This window comes from Pelagibius sp. 7325 (genome assembly GCF_037652055.1).
In the GTDB taxonomy this organism is placed as follows: domain Bacteria; phylum Pseudomonadota; class Alphaproteobacteria; order Kiloniellales; family Kiloniellaceae; genus Pelagibius.
The window spans coordinates 83,738-103,377 of record NZ_JBBKAH010000009.1 but is presented as its reverse complement, the minus strand read 5'-3'; the positions used below and the strand labels follow the sequence as shown (position 1 = coordinate 103,377).

Below are 19,640 nucleotides of genomic sequence, written 5' to 3'. Positions count from 1 at the left end.
CGGCTACTGCTGTTTGGCCGCCACCGCGCGCGGCTTGAGCGTCCGCGCCAGGCCGTCGCTCCAGCGCTGCGGCACCACGAACTGCGAGGCGAGCCGGACCGCATAAGGTGTCGAGATGTAGCCCGCGCGCCAGCAGCGCCAGAGGGCGCGCAGCACCAATCCCGGATCGCGCCAGACGTAAGGCGGCATCTTGGCGGCGAGCTGTGCGGCGAACTTCCGTCGCGCCGCGAAGGGCAGGATGTCGTGAACGGTCTCCAGCCAGTCGAGCGACAGCAGGAACTTCGGTCGGTGACTCATGCGGTCGGCGCGCTCGTCAGCATGCCAGCGGGTCAGCGGTTCCGCCTGGAAGCGGAAGCGTGCGCCGGCCTGCTGCAGGCGCAGGCAGAAATCGATGTCCTGATGAATGCGCAGTCCGTCGCGAAAGCGCACCCGCGCGGCGAGATCGCGGGCCATGAGCAGCGAGGATGTCTGGATCAGGTTGCCGCGCCAGGGAAACAGGTAGTCACCGATCCCCTCGCCTTCGGCCAGCGGCCGCTCCGGCAGCGTCAAGGTCTCGTGGCCGCGGTCCAGCACCACCTGGCTGTAGTAAACGGCATTACCGGGGGCGCCGTCGGCCAGATATGCCGCCACCTGGCGGCTCAGTTTGCCGGCCGTCCAGACGTCGTCGGAATCGAGGAAGGCGACCAACTCGCCCGCGGCGGCGTCGATACCGGCATTGCGCGCGGTGGCGCCGCCCTGGTTCACCGCCAGGCGGACCCAGTGCACGCGGTCCTGCGCCGCTGGTGGGACCTCCAGCCGAATGGGCCGGGTCGATGCGTCGTCGACCACCACGACCTCGACGGCCGGGTAGTCCTGCGCCAGCACGCTGTCCACCGCGCGCTGCAGTTCGGCCTCCCGGTTGAAATTGGGGACGACCACGCTGACGAGAGGGCGGATTTCTTCCCCGCTCATCACGCTCTTACCCCCAGGGCCTTCGCCTTCACTTGGCGGAACAGCCGCCGCGTCGGGTAATAGGCATCCGGCAGGCGGTCGCGGAAGGCTGCCTGCGGCGCCCGCGCGAGCCGCGTCAACAGGCTGCCGAGCCCCCGGTCACGGGGTTGGAAACTGCTGTAAGGCGTCTTTGCAAGATACTGATAATAAGTACCTTTATACGGATGCATATTGCTGAAATGCCAGGGTTTCGAGGGTGTCGTGTAGTGCACGATCCCCGGATCCGCCAACAGCCGGCGGTAGGCGGGATAACTGAGGGAAAGACCTTCCGGCTCGCTCCACAGCATCGAGGTCTGGAAGTTCCACACCGGCGCCAGTTCACGGATTTCTCCACGGAAAACCGCGTTCAGCGCGTCCTGGTCGTGCGCCCAGAGATGGTCGTGGTGCGCCTCGATGAAACGGATGAGCTTTGCCGTGCCGTCCAGTTCGCGCCAGCGCTTGAGGTTCATCAGCAGGACGCCGGCGTTGAAGTAGCTGGTATCCGGCGGCAGGCCGAGGTCGTCGTGGCGCACGAAGAAGGGGTTGCGCACCGCCCCCAGTACCTTGTCGCCCAGCTCGCTGTTCCACAGCGGCGCGATGTCGTGGCGGATCACCATGTCGCAATCGAGGTACAGCACCTTCTCCTCGCCCTCGGGCAGGATCTCCGGAATGAAAATGCGCAGGTAGGAGGCGTGGGAGATGTGGCCGTCGGTGCGGAAGTGGCTGTAGCGGCTGATGTCGAAGGGCTGGAAACGCAGCGCCGCGTTGCCGAAGCGCGCCGCCACCGCGGCGACCTTGTCGCGGTCGGCGGCGCTCATGTTGAGCGTCACCACCAGGATGTCGAAGCGGTTCGCCGGGTTGTTCTCCAGCAACGAGACCAGGGTTACCGCCAGATGCTGGCTGTAGCCGCCGTCGACGCCGAAGATGAGCTTGATGGGCTGCCCGGTCATAGCTGCCTCAACCGGCGAGTTGCACCGGAGGCGCCGGGGGCGCCTGGGGCGGCCTGGTGCTTTCCGCCAGGATCGCCGCCAGCTCGGCGACCTGGCGCCGGGGATCGATCTCCGGCCGCCGGGCATAGGCGAGCGCCGCGTCGGAGGCTGCCCGGTAGACCGCCGGGTCGTTCCAGAACACCCTCAGTGCCGCCGCCCAGTCGGCCGCCGGGGCATCGTGCGGCAGCACGCGCCCGCCGGCGCCAACCGCCTCCGGCAGCCCGCCGCGGTCGCTGGCCAGTACCGGGATGCCGCTGTAGTGCGCCTCGGTCGCGACGCGTCCCCAGGCCTCCTCCCACTGGCTCGGCACCAGCAGGGTATGGGTCGCGCGGTAGACCTCCCGCATATCATGGGTGCGGGGCTGCAGGGACACGTTCGGATGCGCGGCCACCCGCGCCGCCAGCGCCGCCTGCTCTTCGGCATTCATCGGCCAGCCTTCGACGAAGCGGAACGGAATTTCCGGGCAGAGCGCGGCAATCCGGAAGGCCAGGTCGACGCCCTTAACCGGGTGCGGATTGACGAAGGTGACCTGCTTTGGCTTGCGCAAGGTGCGGTAACGTTCGGCGCGGAACAGCGGGCGGATCACGTCGGGCTCGGGGCCATAGGCGTCACGGAACCGCTCGGCGACGAACCGCGAATTGGCGATGTAGCGCAGCCCGGGCAGCGCGGCAGGATCGCCGCCCAGCTCGTGGAATTCCACGTCGCGCAGATAGACCAGGGTGCGCACGCCGGTCGCCTGGAAGGCCGCCGCCATGCGCAGCGGCTCACCGGCCTGAACCAGGACCACGTCGGGCCGCTCGCGCGCCACGGCTTCGGCGGCGTGGCGGTCGGGATACCAGGCGCGGTGGACGCGGTAACCCGGCAGGCTGTCGGCGATCAGCGGACGGCGGCTGAGCTTCATCAGCACCCGGTTGCGCAGCGCCAGCTTGCCATTGCCCTGCAGGTGAGCCAGAACGGCACAGTCGTGCCCCTGCTCGCGCAGGGCCAGGATCAGCTCGTGGCTGGAGGTTTCCGAGCCGCCGACCCGCTGCGGCAGGTAGCCGTGTCCGGTGGCGAAAAGAATTTTCAGGGGACGACCGGAAAATCGATGTTCAGACAAGGCGGCGTCCTCCAGGTAGGCGCTTGCGCAGGCTCTCCAATCCGTAGAACGCGAGAAAGGGGGTCAGATCTGGATTGCGGGCGAAGATGGATCCCGCCGCCAGCATCCGCCGCCCTTTCAGCGCCTCGACGAAAAGCATGAAGTTGATGTTGAGGTCGGCCGACCACTGGCGCCGGGTCAACGCCTTGTACAGGACCTTGTCGGTCCGCACTTCGTGCAGGCTCAGCAGCGCGCGGTTGGCCGCGCTGAGGGTCCTGAGGTCGGCCAGGGAAAGTTCGCGCGACAGCGACCCCGGCGCCTGCCGGTAGTCGTAGCCGGCCTCCGGATCCGCAACCACGCGCGCACCGGCCAGCAGGCAATCGAGCAGGAAGTGGAAGTCCTCGGCGATGCGCAGCGCCTCGTTCTGACGCAAGTCATGCGCTTCGAGGAATCGCCGCCGGAACAGCGGCTTCAGATATCCCAGCTTGAATCCGCCGGTGAGAAAGAGGTTACGGCACACGAAGGCCGCGGCGGTCAGTTCGCTGCCGAACAGAGGATCGTCCTCCCGCAACGCGTTATGCCACACCTCGCCCGCCGCATCGACCAGGCGCAGGTTGTCGACGATCACGTCGGCATCCCTCGCCTCGCCCAGCATCGTCAGGCGCTCCAGGCGGTCCGGCGCGAAGCGGTCGTCGGCATCGAGCAACGCCACCCAGTCGCCGCGCGCGGCCTTCATCGCACGGTTGCGCGCCGCCGCGGCGCCGGCGTTGCGGTGGGCCCGCAGGACACGGACACGGGGGTCCCCGCGCGCCAGGTCGGCAGCAACCTCGGCGGTGCCGTCGCTCGAGCCGTCGTCGGCAATGACCACCTCCACCGACGCGAGGCTCTGGTTCAGCGCCGAGGTGACGGCGGCGGGCAGGCTGCCGGCAACGTTGTAGGCCGGCAGGACCACGGAGACGCGGGGCGTCGCATTCACCACAGGCACCTCAGTAGTACTTCCGGAAGCTGCGGTCGGCATAGCCCACCATGTAGGGATTGCTCTTGGCGCTGCGGGTCACCTTGGCCTGGCTCATCACCACGCCGGAGACGTGGGCGTGGCAGCGCCGCAACTGCTGCAGGGTCGCCGCCACGAAATGACGCGGGGTCTTCATCCAGCGCACGATCACCACCGTTTGGTCCGCCATCTCCGCAAGAGTTGCGGCATCGGAGACCGCCAAGACCGGCGGCGCGTCGAGGCAGACGAGATCGTACTGCTGCGACGCCGCCTTCAGGAACTTGGCGAGCTTGGGCGAGCGCAGCACGGCCAGCGGATCCTCCACCCGGGTTCCCGGTGCCAGCATCGAGAGGGTCGATTCCTCGTCGATCTTGACGGCCTGCTCCAAGGGACAGTCACCCAGCACGAAGTCGGAAAGCCCCAGCCGCCGCTCCTCCTCCGAAGCGCGCAGATCGCAGTCGATCAGCAGCACATTGAGGCCGCTGTTGGCCAAGGCGGCGCACAGGCTGCGCGAGAAGATCGATTTGCCCTCGTTGGGTACCGACGAGGTGATCAGCAGAACGTTGCCGAGGCTGAATTGCCTGCGATCGACGCGCAGGCCCGCATAGACGTTCTTGTGCGCCTCCGCAAAGGCCGAGTTCGGCTCGCTCTCCAGGAAACGCCCCAGGCCGGTGCCGAGCACCTTGCCGGCCGACACCCTGGGGATCACCGCAAGCACCGGCAAGCCGGTCCCATCCTGCAATTCTTCGGGCGCGCGGTAGCCGCGCACGGAAAGCTCCAGCGCCAGGATGATGAGCGCGCCGACACCACAGGCCAGCACGAAAGCGATTGCATAGTTCAATTTGGTCTTTGGAAACGACGGGCCGGTTGGGATGCTGGCGAGCGAGAGAATGCGCGACTGTGCCTGGTCGTAGTCGAGCTGCGAGGTTTCCTTGTAGCGGTTGAGGAAGCTCTCGAAGACCTGCCGCGTCGCCTCGGCCTCTCGCTCCAGGGCACGCAGCTTCAGTTGTGCGCCATTGAGCGTGTCGGAATCCTGTTGCAGATTTGCGAGCGACGCATTGATGGAGCCGAGCCGCTGCAGCGCGATCTCCTGTTCGTTCTGCAGACCGCCTAGCAGGCGCTGCGCCTCCTCCCGCATCTGTTGCCGCCGCTTGGCAAGCTCGGAGCGCAGCGACACGACGTTTGGATGCTTGGGTCCCAGCGTACTCATCAACTGGGACTCTTCCTGGCGCAGACGCATTTCCTCCAGGCGCAACTCGTCAATCACCGTCGAGGCGACCCCATCGAAGGCGGTTCTGCCGCCGGCGCGCATCGCGGCCTGGAGCCGGGCCAGCCGCTCGTTGATGGTGTCGAGCTCCAGCTGCGCGTCCATCTTCTTGCGGTTCAGCGCGTAGACCTGCTCGGCCAGCAGGGTGCCATCGTCTTCCGAGATGATCGGCGTGGTCTCACGGAACGCCTCCACCGAATGCTCGGCCTCAACCACATCGGTGCGCAGCTGTTCGATACGGCCGCTGAGGAAGGTATTGGCACCGGCGAGGGCCTGCGACTTTAGATTCACCTGGTCCTGGATGTAGGCCTGCGCGACCGCATTGGCGATCTGCTGTGACAACAGCGGATCGTCGGTGGTGTAGGAGACCTCGATCACCCGCGAGGAACCTTGAATGGCAACATCGAGATTGGCGAGGAAGCGGCCGACAACGCGCGTCTCACTGGAACCGCGGCGCTGCCCGTCGGGCGGCGTGTCCCAGGTGCCCGGCGCCTGCGCCAGTTCGACCCCGCGGCGGTTCGCCGGCTCATCGCGCAGCCAGGCGATGACCGGCTGGAACAGGCCCTTGACCGCCGACTTGATCTCGTCGGCGATGCCCGGGTCGGACTCCTCCAGGGCCGGGTTGAACTCGGCGAGGGCGGCAAGGCCCAGAGAGTCCACGACCCGCTTGGCCACCGTCGGCGACTTGATGACCTGCACCTCGCTCTGCATGGTCTCCAGGCTCACCGGAAGGCTGGAGATCACCGACTCGATCTCGATCACGGTCTGTTGGCGCGGCTCGACGATGAGGGAAGCGGTCGCCGTGTAGCGCGGTGTGATGACACCGTTGGCAACGATCGCGGCGGAAAGCGCCACCACGATGCAGGCGGCGATGATCCACTTGCGGCGCCAGACAATGCCCAGCACCTGGAGGATCGAGAGACTCATCAGGCCGTCGGATCGGCGGCTGTCGGGTATCGGCTGTCGCTGCATCGTCATCGACGAGGGTGCTCTCCGCGTTGGTTGAATCCGAACCTATCAAAGCCGTTCAGGAACGTGCTCCTGCCCCCCACCAATGCTCGACAAAAGTCACAGCCGGCGGCGGTAACGCCAAGCACACCAACAAACGACGCTTGAGCGCGCATCATGTTCCGTGCACCTCGCGATATTCGCTGTAGTTCCAGCCGAGGCTGCTGGAAAGGATGCCGAATCCGCGGCAGACGGTATAGAGCGGCCGCACGATGCGGTGCTTGCTCCCAAAGCCGAGCACCAACAGGTTTGCAAGGAAAAGGCCACCGCCCACCGCCACCCGCAGCAGCCCGCGCAGCACATTGAACGGACGCCGCCAGGCACCGCGGCGGCGACCGCGCAGGTAGAGCGCGGCTTCGACGTTGCCCGTGCGGTACCAGCGCCGCAGCAGCCAGGTAAGCCGCGCGCGGCTGGCCGGCACCGTCTCGTAAACCACCGCGTCGGCGGCATAGACGATGCGCCCGCCGGCGTCCAGCAGGTCGCGGAACAGCATGGTGTCCTCGCCGCCGGTCAGCGCGTAGCGGTGATCGAAGCGCAGGCCGAGAGCGGCCAGACGCTTGAGATCGATCAGCACGTTGGCGGTATGGGCATCGTCGATCTCGGCCCCGTCGGCAAAAGCGTGGGTCTCGAAGAAGCGCCCTGCAATCAGCCATTCGGGCGTCGCCGGAGGAAAGACCGGCTCGACCGCGCCCAGCACGGCCGTTGCGCCGCTGCGCCGCTGCGCCGATAGCAAGGCGTCCAGCCAGCGCGGCGCCGGCACTTCGTCGTCGTCGATGAAGGCGACGAAGTCGGCGGCCAGCGCTGTCGCCTTTTCCAAGGCGGCGTTGCGCGCGAAGGTGATGCCGCGGCGCGGCTCGGCGACGTAGTGCAGCGGCCAGGGAAAACCGTCGCGCGCGGCGGCCACCTGCGCCCTGGCCTCGCCCGCCGCGCTGTTGTCCACGATGACGACGGCGAGATCGAGGTCCGCGTTCGCCGGCGCCTGAAGCGCGGCCACTGCCTGCAAGAGACGGGCGAGGCCTTTAGGGCGCTGGTAGGTTGCTGCGCAAAGCGCTACACGCATGACACAGTCCCTCCCGCGCCGGACCGATAGACTGCTCGCTGCCCCGCACCCGCAATCCAGGAGGGTTCTTTTCCATGCGTCCTTCCCGCAGCGGCCTCGCGATCCTCGCCGGCCTGGCGCTGCTCACCGTCGCGGCGCGCGCCGTTGACTCGCCCCCCTTCGTCGACCGCTTGAGTACCTACGACAAGGCGTTCTGGCGCAAGTCGCACAACTGGGCCAACGGCTGGAAGAAGAACGATACCGGCTGGCTGGCCGAGCACGCGTCGGTCGAGGACGGCCGTCTCGTCCTGCGCCTCAGCGATAGCGGCGCCGCCGGCCGGCCCTACGCCTCCGGCGAATACCAGACGCGCGCCTTCTTCGGCTACGGCCGCTACGAAGCCCGCATCAAGGCCGCCGCGGCACCCGGCGTGGTCACCGGCTTCTTCACCTATACGGGTCCCAGCTTCAACGGCGACCCCCACCACGAGATCGACTTCGAATTCCTGGGCAAGTCGCCGCGTCAGGTTCAGGTCAACTACTTCACCGACGGCGTCGGTGGCAAAGAAACCATGATCGATCTCGGCTTCGATGCCTCCGAGGACTTCCACCTCTATGCCTTCGAGTGGCGTCCGGACAGCATCCGCTGGTTCGTCGACGGCCGCCTGGTACATGAGGAGACGGGCGCGCGCGGCCCCCTGCCCTCGGCACCCGGCAAAATCTTTCTGCACCTTTGGGCCGGCAAGGATCTCGACCGCTGGCTCGGGCGCTTTGCCTATCCCGGCCACCCGCTGACGGCGGAGGTCGACTGTGTCGCCTTCCAGCCGCTCGACTCGCCCGATCCGGGGTGTCAGTTCTAGGCGTTCCGTCAAAGGCTGCATGGTCACCCTGCCTTCCGGCTGCTCGCCGGCAGCTCCCAGGTCTGGAAGCGCTCCCCCTGGCGCGACTTCATGAGGCCGATGCCGGTCGCCGCCATGGCGCGCAGGATCTCGACGAACTTCGCCAGTACTTTCGGTACGCCGGCGCGACCGGCGAGATAGAGCACCCCGGCAACCGGCAGTCCGGCCAGCGCCACCAGGCCGAAGCCTTGCAGCGTCAGCCAGAGGCCGGCGGCCAGGGCTCCCAGGGCAAGGAAGTAGATGCCGAACCAACGCAGCACCTTGTGGGACAGGTATTTGAAGCGGTCGAGCGGCGCCAGGCGCTTGAGACGCGGCCGCAGCAGCCGGTGGCAGTTGAAGGCCTGGCAGGCGATACGAATCTTGCGGCGGAACTCGTCGCTACTGTCGGTCGCCGCGCGTTCGTAGGCGATCACCGCGTCGTCGCGCACCACCCGGTAGCCGTCGCAGAGAATCGACAGCGACACATACATATCGTCGATGATGTCCGGCGGCACGGGGCGGTAGAGCGCACGGCGTACGGCGAAGATGGAGCCGTCCGCCCCCATGGTCGAGCCGCTGCGGCTCTCCAGCGCCTTGATCCGTTCCTCCAGGCGCCAGTAGAGCGAGCCGGTGGCCGCCGTCGCCCCTTCGTCGCCGTTGGTGTAGATGAGGTGGCCGCAGACGCAGCCGACGCTGCCGTCGCCGAAAGCACGGCGCAGCGCCGGCAGCGCCGCCGGGTCGAGCATGACGTTGGCGTCGGTGAAGACCACGATGTCGCCCTTGGCCGCCTGCACGAGGGTATTCATGCCGTGGCTCTTGCCGTGACGGTCGGGCGAGGGAAAGACGCGCAGCCACGAGGTTTCGGCCTGCAGCAGCGCCACGGTGGCATCGCTGCTGCCGTCCGAATAGGCGAGAACCTCCAGTTCCGGGTCGTTATCTCGCAGGCGCTTCAGGTTCTCCAGCTTGGCCGGCAGCACCGCTTCTTCGTTGTAGGCGCAGAAGGCGAGCGAAAGGCGCGGCGCTCCGCCATCCGGCGTGGCAGCGGGCCTCAACGCGCGCGCCGGCAGGCGTGAGAGGATCATCGGATAGATCAGATAGGGATAGACCACGGCCAGCGCCGCAAGACCGCAGAGGATGAGCAGGAGGACCGACACGATTCTACTCTCCGCTCGGTTCGAGAAGTTCGGATGCACGCGAAGGGATCGCCGCCCTTCCCCCGGCTCGGCGGGACAAGCCGAGGACCAGTTCACAGAGGTCGCGGGTGTCGTACAGATCGCAGAAGGTCTCGGGCGGCAGCGACAGGATGTGCGCACGCCGCGCCAGATGCTCGTCCATCGAGTACCAGCGCAGGAAGGCGACGAGGTTCTCCACAAACGGCGGCGCGAAGGTATAGCCGAGGCCGAGTTCGCACAGCTTCTCGCCGGTCTGGGTGCCGCTGGCAGCCAGTGCGACGGCACCGAAGTAGCCGCCCTCGTAGACCCGGTTCGGCAGCAGCCAGTCGGAGTTGGTGCCCGCGTCGAGAAAATCGAAGGCCCAGGTCAGGTGCACCCGCTCGTAGATCGCCGCCAGGTCGTCCGGGTTCCGGTACTCGCCATCGTAGATCATGTTGGGATGGTCCGCGATGGCATGGCGGAAAAAGTCCAGCCCGGTCTCCGTCGGCACGCCGCGCAGGTAGATCTCCACCTTGTCCGGCAGCGCCGCGGCGATCTCGCAGAGCATCGCCAGGCTCCTGGGGCAGCGCAGGGTGCCAAACCAGCCGATCACCCACTTGTCCGGCGCCGCTTCGGCCAGCGGCGCCGCAGGGCGCTCGACGGCGGCGGCCTGGGCGAAGCTGATCTTGTTCTCCAGCAGGAATGTCCGTCCCCGATAGCCTTGCAGGCGGCGGAAGTAGTGGCGCTCGAAACCCGGCGAGGAGATCACCAGCAGGTCGGTGCGGCGCAGGATCCGGCGTTCGGCCCAGCGGAACAGCGCCGCGACCGGCCCCTTGCCGACGAAGACCCGCTGCACGTCCAGCACCTCGTAGACGAGCGGCGCCGTCGACCGGCTGAAGACTTTTGCGGCCAGCGCCAGCGCGGCCATGTCGATGTTGCGCGCATAGATGAAGTCGGCATCGCGCAGGGCCGCGCGGTGCCGCCACAGCTTCGGCAAGGCCCCCAGCAGAGCCCTCAGCCGCCTGCCGTAGTGGCGATCCTCCGTGGTGCCGAGGTGCAGGTTCTCCCAGAACGGCGTGAAGTCGCGGGCGAACTTGTCGCGCCGAAAACAGAACCCGACGACGCGCAGGCCCAGCCCCGTGAAGGCGCGGATGCGCTTGATTACCGTACTTTCGGCTGAATCGTGGCCGAAGAAAGCGACGCAGCCGGTGAGCGGCGGCGCAGGCGCGGCTCCCTCACGCACGGCTCCCTCACGCTCTGGCACGGGCAGCCTCCTCGCGCTGGCTCGCCGTGACCGACTTCTCCCAGTCCACCGCGGTGGTGATGATGACGTCCAGATTGTCGTAGCGCGGCGACCAGCGCAGGGTCCGGCTCAAGGCGCCGACCTCGGCGACCAGGATCGGCGGATCGCCCGGCCGGCGCGGCGCCCGGCGCGGGTTGAGCGCCTGGCCGGTGCAGCGCTCGACCGCTGCCAGGACCTCGCGCACCGAATAGCCGTGGCCGTAGCCGCAATTGAGGCTGCAGCTGTCACCACCCGACTCCAGATATTCCAGCGCCGCCAGATGTGCCGCGGCGAGGTCGGACACATGGATGTAGTCGCGCACGCAGGTGCCATCCGGCGTGTCGTAATCGTCGCCGAAAATGGCGATGGAGTCGCGAACGCCGGCGACCACCTGGCTGGCGATCTTGATGAGATGGGTGGCGACGGGCCCGAGCTGGCCGCTGCGGCCTTGCGGGTCGGCGCCGGCGACGTTGAAGTAGCGCAACGCGACGTAGCGCAGGTCCGTCGCTGCGGCGAGATCGCGCAGCATCCACTCGATGACCAGCTTGGAATTGCCGTAGGGGTTGATCGGCCGGGTCGGCGCGTGCTCGGCAATCGGCACCTGCGGCGGGGCGCCGTAGACCGCCGCGGTCGAAGAGAAGATAAAATGTTCGATTCCGGCGCGGCTGCAGGCTTCCAGCAGGTTGCGGCTGACCGCGACGTTGTTGGCGTAGTAGAGCAGCGGCTCGCTGACCGACTGTTCGACCAGGATGCTGCCGGCGAAGTGAATGACCGAGCCGATGCCGTGCTCGGCGATCAGCGCCTCCACCAGCCGCCGGTCCCCGGCGTCGCCCTCGATGAAGGTGACGTCGTCCGGCACCAGGCTGCGGCTGCCGGTAGAGAGATTGTCGAGAACGACGACGGGCCTGCCCGCCTGGCGCAGCGCGATCACCGTGTGGCTGCCGATGTAGCCGGCGCCGCCGGTGATCAGGGTCGCTTGCCGTTCTGCCATTGCTGGATCTCTCCGTTCCGCCTCACGCCCTACGCAACCCAATCCTTCCGGCCGCACGCAACAGCCGGTCGCCGCCAGCGGTGCCGGCAGCGCGGATCCAATCCTCCTCCCAAAGAATGCCGAACCAGTGCCCGTCCGCTTGCGCGGCGGACGGCGGGCGATTGCCTGTGCGGCCTGGCCGCTTGCGCTCCTTACGGAGCCAAGCCGACCAAACTCACCCACCCAGCTACGGCGGCCCGATTAACTCGGTCTCGTTCGTTGATTCCAGTTCCAATGGCAACGCAGAGTGTTAACCGCTTTGGCCTCTTCTGCCTGTAGCAATTGTTTGTCAGATTTGGGCACCGCGATGTGCACACCTTGGTAATCGCAACGGTAGTTGTAGGTAATCGAACTTTTCACCCGCCCAGCCGTTGATTAAAAAGGCAGGCGTTGCGCCGTCTGATCCATTGCCGCGAGTCGGCTTGCGGGTCCCCGGAGGCGACCAGGCAGACAACTCTCAGACGGGCAGCAGGCGGCGATCGTGACCTTCGAGCAGCGGCTTCACGCAGAGGCTCTCAAGTTCCTTTACAATTATTGGCGACAACTGGTGCGCGGCCGTCTGGTTCCCAGCCGCGCCGACATTGATCCCGGCCGCATCGCCGCGGTTTTGCCCCATATCGGCTTATTCGACGTCGAGTCGAATCCGCGCCGCTACCGAATCCGGCTCATGGGCACGCGCATCGTCAGCTGGTACGGCTGCGATCTCACCGGCCGCTACCTCGATGAAATCGACTTCGGCACCAGTGACAGCTTCACCTTCTCGGTGCTGGACCAGGTGGTCGACCGCTGCGTTCCCGGCTACATGAGCGGGGAGTACACCAAGCAGGACGGGCGGGTGATTCGCTACGAGCGGCTCTATATGCCGCTCTCCAACGATGGTGCGACGGTGAACATGGTGATCGGCGCCGCCCTGCGGCTGCCGCCCGAGGCCGCGATCACCGGCGATTGCCTGGACCTGAAAACGCCGGCCGGGAGCGCTGCGGACAGCGAAGCAGCCACCGCCGAGGCCTGATAACCAATTGTTAAGAGTCGGCCGTCACGCTTGGCAGCAAGCGGCACCAGGAGTCGCCGCCTGTTGCGAGACACCCTCGGCCCCGGCCCCATTGGGCGGGCCAACCACTTCGGGACGGATAGCAGCCGTGGCCAGCGCAGTAGCCTCACTGGGCGCCAAGACCACCACGCAGAACCGGCGTGAATGGCCGCGCTATCAGGCGGAGAAGAATTTCGCCCTGGCGGCCAGGGTCGGTGGCAAGCTGCTGCCCTGCACCGTCGCGGACGTCTCCCTCGGCGGCGCCAGGGTGGTGTTCGACTCGGAGGTGGCCGTGGGGGAGACCTTCGAACTCAGCCACACCGGCGGCGAAGCCGTGGTCTGTGCCCGGGTATGGCAGAGCAGCCGCGAGGTCGGCATCGAGTTCGACTTCTCGGAAGAGTCGCTCGGCCTCATCTCGGTCTGCATCCGCAGCATCGTCGATCTCGAGCCCCAGACCGCCGGATAACCCCCGCCGGGCAGCTCGCCCACCCCGCATCGGAAATGAAACGGGCCGCTTCGCAGCGGCCCTTCTTGCATCGGCTGTGTCAGAGGCCCCGCCAGCGAAAAGCGGAGCGGATGCCGTCAGTCGGACGCGACCGCACGGTTGCGGGATAACGCCCAAGTTGCAGACCCGTACTCGGAGCCCTCGTCGTTGACGGCCTCCTGCAACAGCGCGTCATCGCTCCTTTCCTCGCGCTCGCTCAGCACCTTGTCGAGGGGCCGAAGCGGACGCCGAAGGTAAGGGCTGACGAAGGTAGCGCGGCTCCCTGAGCCAAACTTTTTCACGAGGTTTGCCCGAATTTCTGCTGTTTGTCTGACGGTTGCGCAGGATGCTCGCACCGGCCCGTTAACCTGTCAACGAAGCCGCCCCCCGGCCGCCTGTGGAACTTGGGGGTAAGTAGGATTTCAACTTTGGCTTCAATGACTAAGAAGGGTCCCACGACCACCGCGAGGGTCGGCCGCCGGCAAGGCAAATACCACTTTTGCGTGAATAGGAACCCTTGCGCGAGCGGCCCGGGTTCAGCCGGCCAGGGACCGGCGCCGCTCGGTCTGGCGGGACAAGACCTCGAAAAGCGCGGTATCGCCGTCCAGTCTGCCCGCCCGAATCGCCTCGACGAGCAAAGCCTGCACCGCGGCGTCGGATGATGACTCGGGTCCGGGCTCCCCCCGCCCGGCAATTTCCCGCAACAGCCGCCGGGTTTCCCCATCCACCGTGGCGCCGGCTTCCGCTTCCCGCGCGGCAATCTTCATGGCGTTGGCAATCAGCCGCGCACGATAGCGGGCGTCGCCCTGCAACTGCGGCAGCAGCGTCTCGAGCAGTTCGCGCCGGGCCAGCTCAAGAAGACGCGGGGCGGCGGGCTCGCCGCCGCGGGGCTTTTCCGCCGTCATGCGGTTTTCTCCCAGCGCTGCGGCGCGGTCTGGCGCAGAATCTCCGCCTCTACTTCCGGCGGGTAGACGCGGCCGGTCAGCGCCAGCTCCAACGAATCCTCGCCGCCCGAGAGCGTGCGCTCGCCCTGCTGGAGGGCGATGACTGCCCAGCGGATGTGCGCCATGACTTCCCAGAAGGCGACCGCCGCGGGGTCGACGCGCCGCCCGGAGCCGCTTTCGTAGCCGTGGTAGAACGGAGCGCGCGGTGCGATACCGCCGGCCTCCAGTTCAGGATGGGCGTAGCGCCAGCAGGCGGCACAGAACCAGCCGAGGTCGCTCATCGGGTCGCCCCAGTCGGCGAACTCCCAGTCCAGGATGGCGGTGAGGCCCTGACGATCCACCATGTAGTTGCCGGTGCGGAAGTCCTGATGCACCAGCACCGGCGGCACCGGCGGCGGCGCGTGCAGTTCGCACCAGCGCAGTCCCCATTCCAGCGCCAGGAAGCCGCCGCCCAGCTCGTCGAGATAGCGGCGGTAGAGCGCGATGGCTGCTTTGGCCGCGTCCGCCGGCGGCTCGCCGAGAAAGCCGAGCTCGGTGCGTGGCGGCGTCACCGAGTGGATGCGCGCCAGTTCCTCGCCCAGGCGCGCGGCCAGTTTGTCGCGGTCGCCGCCCAGCTCGGCGTCCTTCATCAGGCGGTGCGGCGCGGCCGTCCCGGCCACGCGGCGCATGACATAGAAAGCCTTGCCGAGCACGCCCTTGTCCGCGCAGAGCCACAGCGGCTCCGGCACCGTGATCCCCGCCTGCCGCGCCACCGACAGCAGGGCGAATTCCTCGGCGCGGCTGCGGCTGACGGCGACGCCAGAAGGCGCGTCGGTGCGCAGCACCGCTTCCAAGCGGCCCGCGAAGGCGCCGCCGTGAATCGCCAGATCGAGCAGCCAGTTCTCCTGGATCGCGCCGCCGGAAAGCGGGCTTGCGTCGAGGATCTCGACCGCCTTTGCTCCCGTCGCCTTGGCGAGAAAGGTTTCCAGAGCCGCCTTGTTGCCGGCGAGACGCGACTCCTCTAGGGCTGCCGTCATTCCCAGCCCCAGAAGTCCGTACCCTCCGCCAGGAAGGCACGCGCCAGCACCATCTTGTGCACCTCTGAGGCGCCGTCGACCAGACGGGCCTGGCGCGCGTAGCGGTACATCCACTCCAAGGGCGTGTCCTTGGAGTAGCCCTTCGCGCCCAGCAGCTGGATCGCGGTATCGACCGCCTTGTGCAGGGTGTCGGCGACCTGGATCTTCGCCATGGAGATTTCCTTGCGCGCGAAGTCCCCGCTGTCGAGCTTCACGGCGGCGCGCATGGTGAGCAGCCGGCCCAGTTCGATCGCCATGGCCGCCTCGCCCAGCAGCCACTGCACGCCTTCGTGCTCGGCGAGCGGCATGCCGAAGCTTTGCCGCTCGGCGACATGGGGCCGCGCGATCTCCAGCGCGCGCCGCGCCATGCCGAGCCAGCGCATGCAGTGCGTCAGCCGCGCGGTGCCGAGGCGGATCTGCGTCACCTTCAGGCCGTCGCCGACGTTCATCAGGCGGTCGCCGTCGGGGACCCGCAGGTTGTTGAAGCGCAGCTCGCAGTGCCCGCCGTGCTCCTCCGGCCCCATGATGGGAATGCGGCGCACGATCTCCAGGCCCGGCGTGTCGCGCCGGAATAGGAAGGCGGTGAGCCCCTTGCGCGTATCGTCGGAGGTGCGGAAGACGCCGATGAAGTGCTGGGCGGCATCGGCGCCGGTGATGAACCACTTGTGCCCGTTCAGCACCCAGCCGTCGCCGTCGCGCTCGGCGCGGCTCAGCATCAGGCTCGGGTCGGAGCCGGCACCCGGCATCGGCTCGGTCATGGCGAATGCCGAGCGGACCTTGCCGTCGACGATCGGCTGCAGCCAGCGCTCCTTCTGCGCCTCGCTCGCCACCTTCTCCAGCAGGATCATGTTGCCGTCGTCGGGTGCCGCGCTGTTGAACACCACCGGCCCGAAGATCGAACGACCCATCTCCTCGTAGCACGGCGCCATGGCGGCGACTCCCAGCCCCTGCCCGCCGCGCGCCTTGGGCATCTGCAGCGCCCAGAGGCCGGCGGCCTTGGCCTTGGCGCGCAGCACGTCCAGGCGATCCGATGCAATGTTCTCATGCGCGTCGTAGGCGGCCGGATCGGCCTCCAGCGGCATGATCTCGCGCTCGACGAACTCTCTGATCTGCAGCCGCAGGCTGTCGACCTCGGGGGCCAGGGAAAAGTCCATCTGCGATCCTTACCGCCTCGGGAGGTTAGCGTTCTGTCGTCACAGCGCCGCGGATTGGCCGCCGTCGACCACCAGCACGCTGCCGGTGATATAGCGCCCGGCGTCGGACGCGAGCAACAGCAGCGCGCCGTCGAGATCGTCAGGGGTGCCGAAACGTTTCAGCGGCACCCGCTTGCGGAGGCTCTCGCCGGCCGGGCCGGTCAGGAAGTCGCGGTTGAGGTCGGTCTCGATATAGCCTGGCGCGAGGGCATTCACCCGGATGCCGTGGCGCGCCCACTCGGCGGCGAGCGCGCGGGTCAGATTCACCAGGCCGCCCTTGGAGGCGCAATAGGCCGGCACCTGGCCGGAGCCCGCGAGGCCCAGGATCGAGGCGATGTTCACGATGGCACCGCCGTGGCCCAGGCGCGTCATGTGCTCGGCCACCGCCCGGGCCATCAGCCAGGCGCCCTTCAGGTTGGTGTCGACGACGCGGTCCCAGTCGGCCTCGGAGACCTCAAGGGCCGGCTTGCTGTCGGCGACACCGGCGTTGTTCACCAGGATCGAGATCGGCCCGAGCTCGGTCTCCGCCGCCTTCACGCAGGCGGCGACCGAGGCCGAATCGGCGACGTCGAGGCGCAGCGGAATGGCACGCCCGTCGCGCGCGGCGATCTGCTTTTCCAGTTCGACCAGCGGCTCCAGGCGACGCGCCGCGATGGCGACCTTGGCACCGGCCGCGGCGAGGGTCCGCGCGGCGTGGTGGCCGAGGCCGCTGGAGGCGCCGGTGACGATGGCCGCCTTGCCCGTCAGGTCGAAGCTCTTCAGGGGGCCCGTGGGAGAACTGGTCACAGCGCGGCCGCCCGGTCGCGCAATACGAACTTCTGGATCTTGCCGGTCGAGGTCTTGGGCAGCGCGCCGAATACCACCGTACGCGGCACCTTGTAGTGCGCCAGCATGTCGCGGCAGAAGGCGACGATCTCCTCCGCGGTCGCTTTCTCTCCCTCCTTCAGCGTCACGAAGGCGCAAGGGCTCTCGCCCCACTTGGCGTCGGGCCGCGCCACGACGGCAGCCTCCAGCACCTTCGGATGGCGGTAGAGCGCCTCTTCCACCTCCAGGCTGGAAATGTTCTCGCCGCCGGAGATGATGACGTCCTTGGAGCGGTCCTTCACCTCGATGTAGCCGTCGGGATGGCAGACCGCCAGGTCGCCGGTGTGGAACCAGCCACCCTTGAAGGCTTCCGCGGTCGCCTTGGGATTCTTCAGGTAGCCCTTCATCACCGTATTGCCGCGCAGCATGATCTCGCCCAGGGTCTCGCCGTCATGCGGCACCGGCGTCATGGTCTCCGGGTCCATGACCACGGCGCCTTCCAGGGTCAGGTAGTTCACGCCCTGGCGCGCCATCTTGCCGGAGCGCTGCTGCAGGCCGTAATCCGACCATGCCTCCTGCCAGGCGCAGACCGTCGCCGGGCCGTAGGACTCCGTGAGGCCATAGAGGTGGATGACGCGAAAGCCGTTGGCCTCCATCGCCTCGATGACCGCGCTGGGCGGCGCCGCGCCGCCGGTAGCACAGTCGACCGTCTGCGGGAATTTCACCTTAACCGCGTCCGGCGCGTGGGCCAGGAGGGTCAGCACGATGGGCGCGCCGCACATATGGGTGACGCCCGCGTCGCGGATCAGCGGATAGATCACCGCCGGATCGACCTTGCGCAGGCAGACGTGCGTTCCATTGGCCGCGGTCACCGCCCAGGTGAAGGTCCAGCCATCGCAGTGGAACATCGGCAGGGTCCAGAGGTAGACCGAGTCACGCCCCAGGCCGAAGGTCAGCATGTTGCCGACCGCGTTCAGGTAGGCGCCGCGGTGGTGGTAGACCACGCCTTTGGGATTGCCGGTGGTGCCGGAGGTGTAGAGCAGCGACAGCGACTGCCACTCGTCCAGCGGGTCCTCGAACGTGTCGGCGGCATCGCCCTCGGCCAGCAGGTCTTCGTAGATGAGATCGCCGATCAGCTCGCCGCCCTCGGCCCCATGGTAGTCGGCCTGCGCGTCATCGATGTCGACCACCAGCGGCTTGGCTTTGGTCAGCGCCAGCGCCTCCTTGATGACGCCCGAGAACTCGCGGTCGGTGATGAGCACCTTGGCCTCGCCGTGCTCCAGGATGAAGGCGAGCGTGCGCGCGTCGAGGCGGATGTTGAGGGAGTTCAGCACCCCGCCCATCATCGGGATGCCGTAGTGCGCCTCCAGCATCGGTGGGATGTTGGGCGCCATGATGGCGATGCAGTCGCCGCGCCCCAGACCGCGCCGGGTCAGCGCCGAGGCCAGGCGGCAGGCACGCTGGTGAAACTGGGCATAGGTGAAGCGCTGGGCCCCATGCACCACCGCCAGCTTTTCGGGATAGACGGCGGCGGCGCGCTTCAGAAAGGTGACCGGCGTCAGCGGCGCCGTGTTGGCGGCGTTGCGGTCCAGGCCCCGCTCATAGATTCCCTGCCCGGCCTGCGAGTCGCTCCCTGCGACGGTACGTTCCATGCGGCATCCCCAGAAATCCGGCTGCTTTCACCTTTTCGCGACCCCGTTTTCGTCTCGGGGCTTCGTGCGGTATGGTTGGGGCGAAGGCCCGGCAGGTCAAGCCCCCAGAGAACCCGCGACACGCCCCGGAAAGGCGGATTTCCATGATCCAGATCGACATCTTCTCCGACACCGTCTGCCCGTGGTGCCTGATCGGCAAGCGGCGCCTGGAAAAGGCCCTGGCCGAGCGCCCGGACCTCGAGGTCGCCGTCCACTGGCGCGTGTTCCAGCTCAATCCAATGATGCCCAAGGCCGGCATGGAGCGGCAGAGCTACCTCTCCATGAAGTTCGGCGGCGCGGAGAACGCCGAGATCATCTACAACCGCATCCGCCGGGCCGGCGCCGAGGAAGGCATCGACTTCGCCTTCGACGCCATCGCCCGCACGCCCAACACGGTGAACTCCCACCGCCTGGTGCGCTGGGCCGCTGGCCAGGACCGGGAGACCGAGGTGGTGGAGGCCCTGTTCCAGGCCTACTTCCTGCGCGGCGAGGACATCGGCGCGATGGCCGTGCTGGTCGCCGCGGCGGAGGAAGCCGGCCTCGATCCCGCCGAGGCCCGTGCCTTCCTGGAGAGCGAGGCGCTGGAAGCAGAGATCGTCGAAGAGGACCGCCAGGCCCGCGGCCTCGGCATCGACGGCGTCCCCTGCTTCATCTTCAACGGCCGCCACGCCCTGGCCGGCGCCCAGCCCCCCAAGGTGCTGGTCCAGATGCTGGACCTGGCGCAGCAGGAAGTCGCCGAGACGGTGGAGTAAGTTTG

At 67.6% G+C, this 19,640-nt stretch carries 18 protein-coding genes; 4 read left to right on the top strand and 14 right to left on the bottom strand.

Features of this window, described 5'->3' with window-relative positions; translation table 11 throughout:
• Positions 1 to 3 precede the first annotated feature (3 nt).
• The 6 genes from WDC82_RS18880 to WDC82_RS18855 all read right to left on the bottom strand — a co-directional run bounded on the left by WDC82_RS18880 (position 4) and on the right by WDC82_RS18855 (position 7,365).
• Positions 4 to 951 carry a glycosyltransferase gene (locus tag WDC82_RS18880; protein WP_340118937.1) on the bottom strand — a complete coding sequence of 316 codons (948 nt, stop codon included), beginning with the start codon at positions 949 to 951 and terminating at the stop codon, positions 4 to 6.
• On the bottom strand, positions 951 to 1,919 hold the full coding sequence (locus WDC82_RS18875) for a glycosyltransferase family 8 protein (RefSeq protein WP_340118936.1): 969 nt from the start codon (positions 1,917 to 1,919) through the stop codon (positions 951 to 953). Before WDC82_RS18875 ends, WDC82_RS18880 begins: the two co-directional genes overlap by 1 nt.
• 7 nt (positions 1,920 to 1,926) lie before the next feature.
• Positions 1,927 to 3,057, bottom strand: a complete 1,131-nt coding sequence (locus WDC82_RS18870; RefSeq protein WP_340118935.1) for a glycosyltransferase — start codon at positions 3,055 to 3,057, stop codon at positions 1,927 to 1,929.
• On the bottom strand, positions 3,050 to 4,012 hold the full coding sequence (locus WDC82_RS18865) for a glycosyltransferase family 2 protein (RefSeq protein WP_340118934.1): 963 nt from the start codon (positions 4,010 to 4,012) through the stop codon (positions 3,050 to 3,052). The genes WDC82_RS18870 and WDC82_RS18865 overlap by 8 nt, the downstream gene beginning before the upstream one ends.
• Positions 4,013 to 4,022: 10 nt before the next feature.
• Complete coding sequence (locus WDC82_RS18860) at positions 4,023 to 6,275, bottom strand: polysaccharide biosynthesis tyrosine autokinase (protein WP_340118933.1); 2,253 nt, start codon at positions 6,273 to 6,275, stop codon at positions 4,023 to 4,025.
• Between the two features lie 145 nt (positions 6,276 to 6,420).
• Positions 6,421 to 7,365: a glycosyltransferase gene (locus WDC82_RS18855; protein WP_340118932.1), complete on the bottom strand. Its 945-nt coding sequence runs from the start codon at positions 7,363 to 7,365 to the stop codon at positions 6,421 to 6,423.
• A 74-nt stretch (positions 7,366 to 7,439) separates the two neighbouring features.
• Here WDC82_RS18855 and WDC82_RS18850 point away from each other — a divergent pair, with 74 nt between their 5' ends.
• Positions 7,440 to 8,201 carry a glycoside hydrolase family 16 protein gene (locus WDC82_RS18850; protein WP_340118931.1) on the top strand — a complete coding sequence of 254 codons (762 nt, stop codon included), beginning with the start codon at positions 7,440 to 7,442 and terminating at the stop codon, positions 8,199 to 8,201.
• 23 nt (positions 8,202 to 8,224) lie between these two features.
• Here WDC82_RS18850 and WDC82_RS18845 read toward each other — a convergent pair whose 3' ends face one another.
• The 3 genes from WDC82_RS18845 to galE are packed head-to-tail and all read right to left on the bottom strand — an operon-like array spanning position 8,225 to position 11,643.
• Positions 8,225 to 9,373 (bottom strand): glycosyltransferase family 2 protein, encoded by a 1,149-nt coding sequence (locus WDC82_RS18845; RefSeq protein ID WP_340118930.1) that lies wholly within the window; start codon positions 9,371 to 9,373, stop codon positions 8,225 to 8,227.
• A gap of 4 nt (positions 9,374 to 9,377) precedes the next feature.
• A complete protein-coding gene (locus tag WDC82_RS18840; RefSeq protein ID WP_340118929.1) occupies positions 9,378 to 10,634 on the bottom strand; it encodes a glycosyltransferase in 1,257 nt (418 codons plus the stop codon).
• Complete coding sequence (gene galE / locus WDC82_RS18835; protein ID WP_340118928.1) at positions 10,621 to 11,643, bottom strand: UDP-glucose 4-epimerase GalE; 1,023 nt, start codon at positions 11,641 to 11,643, stop codon at positions 10,621 to 10,623. The genes WDC82_RS18840 and galE overlap by 14 nt, the downstream gene beginning before the upstream one ends.
• A gap of 520 nt (positions 11,644 to 12,163) precedes the next feature.
• On the opposite strand from galE, the gene WDC82_RS18830 reads away from it, so the two are divergent.
• Together WDC82_RS18830 and WDC82_RS18825 are read left to right on the top strand one after the other, a co-directional pair.
• Entirely contained in the window at positions 12,164 to 12,694 is a 531-nt protein-coding gene (locus tag WDC82_RS18830; protein WP_340118927.1) for a PAS domain-containing protein, read from the top strand.
• Between the two features lie 127 nt (positions 12,695 to 12,821).
• Positions 12,822 to 13,178 (top strand): PilZ domain-containing protein, encoded by a 357-nt coding sequence (locus WDC82_RS18825; RefSeq protein WP_340118926.1) that lies wholly within the window; start codon positions 12,822 to 12,824, stop codon positions 13,176 to 13,178.
• A 554-nt stretch (positions 13,179 to 13,732) separates the two neighbouring features.
• Here WDC82_RS18825 and WDC82_RS18820 read toward each other — a convergent pair.
• The 5 genes from WDC82_RS18820 to WDC82_RS18800 are packed head-to-tail and all read right to left on the bottom strand — an operon-like array spanning position 13,733 to position 18,844.
• The gene (locus WDC82_RS18820; protein WP_340118925.1) at positions 13,733 to 14,101 is read right to left on the bottom strand and encodes a DUF6285 domain-containing protein; all 369 of its coding nucleotides are present in this window, start codon (positions 14,099 to 14,101) and stop codon (positions 13,733 to 13,735) included.
• Positions 14,098 to 15,156: a phosphotransferase family protein gene (locus WDC82_RS18815; RefSeq protein ID WP_340118924.1), complete on the bottom strand. Its 1,059-nt coding sequence runs from the start codon at positions 15,154 to 15,156 to the stop codon at positions 14,098 to 14,100. The genes WDC82_RS18820 and WDC82_RS18815 overlap by 4 nt, the downstream gene beginning before the upstream one ends.
• On the bottom strand, positions 15,153 to 16,349 hold the full coding sequence (locus tag WDC82_RS18810; RefSeq protein WP_340118923.1) for an acyl-CoA dehydrogenase family protein: 1,197 nt from the start codon (positions 16,347 to 16,349) through the stop codon (positions 15,153 to 15,155). Before WDC82_RS18810 ends, WDC82_RS18815 begins: the two co-directional genes overlap by 4 nt.
• A gap of 39 nt (positions 16,350 to 16,388) precedes the next feature.
• The gene (locus WDC82_RS18805) at positions 16,389 to 17,174 is read right to left on the bottom strand and encodes a glucose 1-dehydrogenase (protein WP_340118922.1); all 786 of its coding nucleotides are present in this window, start codon (positions 17,172 to 17,174) and stop codon (positions 16,389 to 16,391) included.
• A complete protein-coding gene (locus WDC82_RS18800) occupies positions 17,171 to 18,844 on the bottom strand; it encodes an acyl-CoA synthetase (RefSeq protein WP_340118921.1) in 1,674 nt (557 codons plus the stop codon). The genes WDC82_RS18805 and WDC82_RS18800 overlap by 4 nt, the downstream gene beginning before the upstream one ends.
• Positions 18,845 to 18,987: 143 nt before the next feature.
• On the opposite strand from WDC82_RS18800, the gene WDC82_RS18795 reads away from it, so the two are divergent.
• The gene (locus WDC82_RS18795; RefSeq protein WP_340118920.1) at positions 18,988 to 19,635 is read left to right on the top strand and encodes a DsbA family oxidoreductase; all 648 of its coding nucleotides are present in this window, start codon (positions 18,988 to 18,990) and stop codon (positions 19,633 to 19,635) included.
• Positions 19,636 to 19,640: the final 5 nt, after the last annotated feature.

What these genes read in the sequence shown, in the direction of transcription:
- WDC82_RS18850 (WP_340118931.1), top strand. Translation starts at nt 7,440, where the DNA reads ATGCGTCCTTCCCGCAGCGGCCTCGCGATCCTCGCCGGCCTGGCGCTG.
- WDC82_RS18800 (WP_340118921.1), bottom strand. Translation starts at nt 18,844, where the DNA reads ATGGAACGTACCGTCGCAGGGAGCGACTCGCAGGCCGGGCAGGGAATC.
- galE (WP_340118928.1), bottom strand. Translation starts at nt 11,643, where the DNA reads ATGGCAGAACGGCAAGCGACCCTGATCACCGGCGGCGCCGGCTACATC.
- WDC82_RS18855 (WP_340118932.1), bottom strand. Translation starts at nt 7,365, where the DNA reads ATGCGTGTAGCGCTTTGCGCAGCAACCTACCAGCGCCCTAAAGGCCTC.
- WDC82_RS18810 (WP_340118923.1), bottom strand. Translation starts at nt 16,349, where the DNA reads ATGGACTTTTCCCTGGCCCCCGAGGTCGACAGCCTGCGGCTGCAGATC.
- WDC82_RS18820 (WP_340118925.1), bottom strand. Translation starts at nt 14,101, where the DNA reads ATGACGGCGGAAAAGCCCCGCGGCGGCGAGCCCGCCGCCCCGCGTCTT.
- WDC82_RS18795 (WP_340118920.1), top strand. Translation starts at nt 18,988, where the DNA reads ATGATCCAGATCGACATCTTCTCCGACACCGTCTGCCCGTGGTGCCTG.
- WDC82_RS18860 (WP_340118933.1), bottom strand. Translation starts at nt 6,275, where the DNA reads ATGACGATGCAGCGACAGCCGATACCCGACAGCCGCCGATCCGACGGC.
- WDC82_RS18875 (WP_340118936.1), bottom strand. Translation starts at nt 1,919, where the DNA reads ATGACCGGGCAGCCCATCAAGCTCATCTTCGGCGTCGACGGCGGCTAC.
- WDC82_RS18880 (WP_340118937.1), bottom strand. Translation starts at nt 951, where the DNA reads ATGAGCGGGGAAGAAATCCGCCCTCTCGTCAGCGTGGTCGTCCCCAAT.
- WDC82_RS18815 (WP_340118924.1), bottom strand. Translation starts at nt 15,156, where the DNA reads ATGACGGCAGCCCTAGAGGAGTCGCGTCTCGCCGGCAACAAGGCGGCT.